This is a genomic window from Binatus sp. (SeqCode) (assembly GCF_050013435.1).
GTDB lineage: Bacteria > Desulfobacterota > Binatia > Binatales > Binataceae > Binatus.
Map to the genome: position 1 here is coordinate 1 of NZ_JBEKFG010000126.1, position 4,782 is coordinate 4,782.

A 4,782-nucleotide genomic window follows, 5' to 3' on the forward strand; every position below is an offset into this window, starting at 1 on the left:
CAGAAAAGAAGCGAACAGCCTCGATCAGGCTGCTTGGCCATTGGGTTTGTTCCTGTTCCATAACTCAAATATAGCAGGAAAGCGCGGGTGAGTCAACTAGGTTATTGCCCTAATTTGGGCGGTTCCGTGGGACTTAATGGACACACGGCCGGGATGATAAAACCTCCGCATGATTCGGGGGTCTGTCTCCCGATGCGGGGAGGCGTCTTATGGAGCTTGGGACCTTTGTGGGAATTCTGCTCGCCCTCTTCTTCGGAGGGTTGGGAATCGGTTATGGAGGGTACACCGTGCACCCCGACTATCCGTTAATTGCGGTGGATTCGTACATGCTTGGTGGCGGCTGCATCACGGCATCCATCGTGCTGGCGGTTCTGCGACTAAGGGAGGATCGTAAACACGAAACAGCATCTCTCGTAGCGGTCGCTCAGCCGCTTTCAGGTTATGACCTGATTCAATCGATAGCCAAAATGGCGAGTGAAATAAGCGCCTTGGGCATCGACTTAGAAAACTGGTGGCTACCTCAGCACCCTATAGAGCGGTCGTCGGCCAAAGAAGACGAAATACGGAGGAGAATCACGAATTTGAAATATATCGCCGACGAGTTAGGTAACTTCGGCAAGCGACTTGATCAGTGGCGATAACGATCTAATGTTTGCAGGAATAATAACGCCGAGCGAGATTTCCGACGCAACCATCTTGCGGGCCACTCACCACGTGCGCGCTAACGTATGCTGCGCCAAAGTCCGCGATCACAACCTTAGTTCCCTTTGGGACCACACAAGCCACATCTTTCGCGGCCTTGTCCTTCATACCTGCCGTCATAAGCGCGTCATAATCTTCGCTCAAAAAGACCCTGATAATCGGAGCGTCGTGTGTGATCGTGCATACCTTGGTCTCCTGCCCGAAGCTCGAAGACCAGAGCAGGGACGCAGCGATGGTCGCGAGCAGCGCGACCAGCCTTGCCTTAACCCACATGTTTGGCGGGCTTTCTTCGCCGCGCTCGTGCCCGCGCAGTCTTCTTTTCAACTTCCTTCTTCGGAACCTGGACCAGCGCCTTCATCACCCTCTCGAAGCGCGAGAAAGGCGCGTCTGAACTGGATCGGCTGTCGTTACTCGGCATGGGCCGAGCCTACACTTTTTCGCTGCGAGCGTGAACCTGCGCGATCACCCCTACCGCATTGTTGGCGGTCAACTAGGGGCGTCGGCAGATTCGAGGAGATCGGAAAGGTCCTCGCGGGCTTCCAGAAGTATCTCTATCAGGAAGCGGCATGAGCGGGCGTCCCGCATCGAGCAGGCGCGGCATCTTCAACGGCAACGCGATGCGCACTCCCAAGAAATGCCGTAGTTCGGCGAACTGGGTGCGTAACAGTCGTAGTAGAACGCTTGACCGATTACCGGTCCCCGGACTGATCGACAGGCTGAGGTTCTCCTTCCTGCTCGAACTCGACAAACCTTTTGCATTCGCGCTCAAACACCGAAACCAGCAGTTCGGGCCGACGCGTTTTCGACCACGCGGCGTCGATCACCCGGTCCCAGAAAATGTCTATATTCGCGATCTCGCAATCATCCAGCCCGCGCGGGTCGGTCGTCAATTCAGGCAGCCCGAGGTTGTTTGGGGGGTAGCGAACCTCGTACACAGGACCCAACAGTCCCTTGCTGACCGCGACATGTATTTCGTCCTTGTACTTGCGGTGCGAATATCCGGAGTCGCGAGCTTCGGCGGCTCCTTGAATTATCTCGCTCACGCGGTCGCACTGGCTCTGCACGGCTGCGGCATGGTTTCGGTCAGGAAGGCACTGCCACGGCCACAGTATCGGCGTCGGTTCAGGGGTGGGCGGCGAGAGCGAGCCGGCGCTCGCCCCTGGCGCAAGGGCCAGCAGAAGCGCCAAGCTCGCCGCGATCCGGTTCATCAGAACCGAAAACCTATGATTTTGTAGCTATGCGAGCAAGGGCCCCTGCCCGCGCGAGGCGCGTGAGGCCCCGTCGAATAGTTAGATTGCGATGCGGAGCGCAATTTCCTCAAACAGGACGTGCGGCACTTTGACTCTGCGCCTGCCCCGCGGCTCTTTTGCAATCCGCACAAGACCGTGCCGCTCCAGAATGCGAACGTCTTCTTGGACGTTCTTGAAATCGCGCTTGACCATTTTCGCCAGTTCATAGAGAGATCCGGGATGACGGGTCCGGATCGTACGCATAAGAGCGAGCCTCTCACGGGTCAGAAAGTTACGGGCAGCCTCAATGCTGGTGAAGCCGACCTCGTCGCGCGGTTTGCGCGCAATGCGCCGCCCGGTCCGAACGGCGTCGAAGGTCCTGGAGAAATCGTCTGCGAGTTGAGCCAGCGGCCCGATCGAAAATGTCACTGTCTTCATTTTTCATCTCCTGCGAATTGCCTTGCTTGTGCGAGAAAATCGGCGATGAGCCGCCGCGCCGTCGAAAACTTGTACGGCTGCTCGTGCGTGCCAATGTGACGATGGTGGCCCTTGGGATGATGATTGTCATACAGAATCGCGGGCGTTTCTTCACCTGAACGAATGAACGCAAGCCGATACCGAACCCCTTCGGGGTGTCGAGCATTCTTCTCGACTTTCCAGAGGACAATCTCGTAGAGATTTCCTCGCTCGTCCGTCCACTTCCGCCGCCTGATCAGTTTGGCCCGCGCCACCCCTCACCGCCTCTACATGGCATGCTACGCCATGTACTGGAATCTTCCAACAGGCAATAACGCAAGCCCGCCGGAGGCGCCGTAGTGCTCAGAGCACTACCGGAGGCGCGGCCTCTCCCGACGGGGCGAGAGGAAAGGATCCGGGATTCTTCGCTGCGCTCTAGAATGACACAAAAAAAAGTTCTAACCGGGCGAAGCCCGGCGATTGGCACGACGGGCCAATGTGAATCGGAAAATATGCGCGACGCATCTTTCCCTCTCGACCCTGAGAGCGAAAGACCGTCCTCGGGATTTCGCGATGGACACTGGGTGCAGGGGTCAGCCCCTGCCGGATGAACTAGTTCAGCCTGCCCGCGCCGACCGTTGCGTGCTATGCGTGCGCTATGGTCAACCGCCAGGATAGCCCCTACTCGCCCGGCTCACCCGACATCGGGCGACCCCCGCTCTCGACTGAAATTATTTTTGACGGAACGAAACTACCCTTGGTGGTATACCCGTCACAGAACCACTACGGATGGTAGAAATTGCAGCTTTTCCCCCAAAAACTACCCGGCAAGCAAACGTCGGGATTCGGGATTCTGCGATCTAGAACGACACAAAGACAGCAAGGAGCCGGGGTCGATCCGCGGGGGCGTGCTTCATCCGGCGGTGGTGGGATCGAGCCGGTCGCGGAGGTGGTCGCCGAGGAAGTTGAACGACATCACCGCAAGGAAAATGAAGATGCCCGGAATCAGTATCCATGGGTAGCGCGCGAGGTTCTGCACGTCTTGCGCCTGCGCGAGCAGGTTTCCCCAGCTCGCCGCCGGCTCCTGAATTCCCAGACCGAGCAGCGAGAGTGCGCTTTCGCCGAGGATGAAGCCCGGAATCGAGAGCGTGGCCGCGACGATCGCGTAGCCGATCACCGACGGAATGATGTGACGCGTGATGATGCGCCATCGCGACGCGCCCAGCGCGCGCGCCGCCTCCACGTATGGCCGCGAGCGCACCGAAGACGCCATCCCGCGAATGATTCGCGCAAAGCCGGCCCAACTGATGAAGCTCATGATCGCCACGATCATGAAGAACGTCGCGACCGTGCTCATCCCCGACGGAATCACCGCCGCCAGCGCGAGCAGGAAGTAGAACGACGGCAGCGACATCTCGATTTCGGACCATCGCATGATCAGGAAATCGACCGTCCCGCCGACATAGCCCGACAGCGCGCCAATCGTGATGCCGAGCGAGAAGCTGATCAGCACGCCGATCAACCCGACGCACATGCTCACCCGCGAGCCGTACACGATTCGCGAATAGAGGTCGCGCCCCAGTCCGTCGCTGCCGAGCATGAAGTACGGCTCGCGCTCGTTGTCGGTGGTGAATAGATGCCCGCGCGTGAACAGATGTATGTCGAGCCGGCGGGAAGTGTCGGCAACGAAGGTGCGCGCGGTCGGATCCTGCATGCGCATCGGATGGGTGTAGAACAGCGCGCGCGGCCAGTCCGACGGCGCATTCATGTGGAGCGACATCGGAGGACAATCGGGCATCTCGCGGTTCTGATAGGTCGGATCGTAACTCGCGAAGAACGGCGACGCGGCGGCGAGCAGGTAAAACATCGCGAGGCAGATTGCGGAAAAGCGGACCGTCCGCGACGCGAGGCGCCATTCGCGGCCGACGCCCGACGTTTTTCGCGCGGCTATCGTAGCGCCCGGGAGATTCGTCCGCATCGTGGCGTTCACGTTCATCTCAATCCGCCGTCACCGACGAAAAATCGACGCGCGGGTCTACCGCCACCAGCGCGATGTCGGCGAGCAGGTTGCCGACCAGCAACAGAATCGTGCCCATCAGGACCGAGCCCATCACCAGGTAGATGTCGAGCGAGCGCACCGCGTCGAGCATCAGCAGTCCGAGACCCTGCAGGTTCATCACGGCCTCGACCAGCGCGGCGCCGCCGAGCAGATCGCCCAGCGAATATCCCGCCATCGTGACGAACGGGTTCAGCGCGTTGCGCAGCACATGCTTGTAGATGACGACGCGCTCGGACAATCCCTTGGCGCGCGCGGTGCGCACGAATTCCGAATTCTTGATTTCGAGAATCTGCGAGCGCATCAGGCGCATCAGGCCCGCGGTGCCGGAGATGCCAA

Annotated in this window: 7 protein-coding genes; 1 reads left to right on the forward strand and 6 read right to left on the reverse strand. The window is 59.4% G+C overall.

The annotated features are described in order from the left end of the window. Nucleotides 1-209: 209 nt before the first annotated feature. Nucleotides 210-641, forward strand: a complete 432-nt coding sequence (locus ABSB13_RS16545; RefSeq protein WP_428110416.1) for a hypothetical protein — start codon at nucleotides 210-212, stop codon at nucleotides 639-641. A gap of 4 nt (nucleotides 642-645) precedes the next feature. Here ABSB13_RS16545 and ABSB13_RS16550 read toward each other — a convergent pair whose 3' ends face one another. From ABSB13_RS16550 to ABSB13_RS16575, 6 genes are all read right to left on the reverse strand, one after another. Then, nucleotides 646-1,026: a hypothetical protein gene (locus tag ABSB13_RS16550; protein ID WP_428110418.1), complete on the reverse strand. Its 381-nt coding sequence runs from the start codon at nucleotides 1,024-1,026 to the stop codon at nucleotides 646-648. Between the two features lie 365 nt (nucleotides 1,027-1,391). Continuing rightward, nucleotides 1,392-1,910, reverse strand: coding sequence for a hypothetical protein (locus tag ABSB13_RS16555; protein WP_428110419.1), 519 nt, complete (start codon nucleotides 1,908-1,910; stop codon nucleotides 1,392-1,394). A gap of 81 nt (nucleotides 1,911-1,991) precedes the next feature. Then, nucleotides 1,992-2,369, reverse strand: a complete 378-nt coding sequence (locus tag ABSB13_RS16560; RefSeq protein WP_428110421.1) for an HVO_A0114 family putative DNA-binding protein — start codon at nucleotides 2,367-2,369, stop codon at nucleotides 1,992-1,994. After that, the gene (locus tag ABSB13_RS16565) at nucleotides 2,366-2,662 is read right to left on the reverse strand and encodes a toxin-antitoxin system TumE family protein (RefSeq protein ID WP_428110422.1); all 297 of its coding nucleotides are present in this window, start codon (nucleotides 2,660-2,662) and stop codon (nucleotides 2,366-2,368) included. Before ABSB13_RS16565 ends, ABSB13_RS16560 begins: the two co-directional genes overlap by 4 nt. Nucleotides 2,663-3,300: 638 nt before the next feature. Further along, complete coding sequence (locus tag ABSB13_RS16570) at nucleotides 3,301-4,383, reverse strand: ABC transporter permease (RefSeq protein WP_428110424.1); 1,083 nt, start codon at nucleotides 4,381-4,383, stop codon at nucleotides 3,301-3,303. Nucleotide 4,384: 1 nt separating this feature from the next. Then, nucleotides 4,385-4,782 (reverse strand): ABC transporter permease (locus ABSB13_RS16575; protein ID WP_428110425.1); only part of this gene is annotated, 398 nt, incomplete at its 5' end.

What these genes read in the sequence shown, in the direction of transcription:
- ABSB13_RS16545 (WP_428110416.1), top strand. Translation starts at nt 210, where the DNA reads ATGGAGCTTGGGACCTTTGTGGGAATTCTGCTCGCCCTCTTCTTCGGA.
- ABSB13_RS16555 (WP_428110419.1), bottom strand. Translation starts at nt 1,910, where the DNA reads ATGAACCGGATCGCGGCGAGCTTGGCGCTTCTGCTGGCCCTTGCGCCA.
- ABSB13_RS16560 (WP_428110421.1), bottom strand. Translation starts at nt 2,369, where the DNA reads ATGAAGACAGTGACATTTTCGATCGGGCCGCTGGCTCAACTCGCAGAC.
- ABSB13_RS16570 (WP_428110424.1), bottom strand. Translation starts at nt 4,383, where the DNA reads ATGAACGTGAACGCCACGATGCGGACGAATCTCCCGGGCGCTACGATA.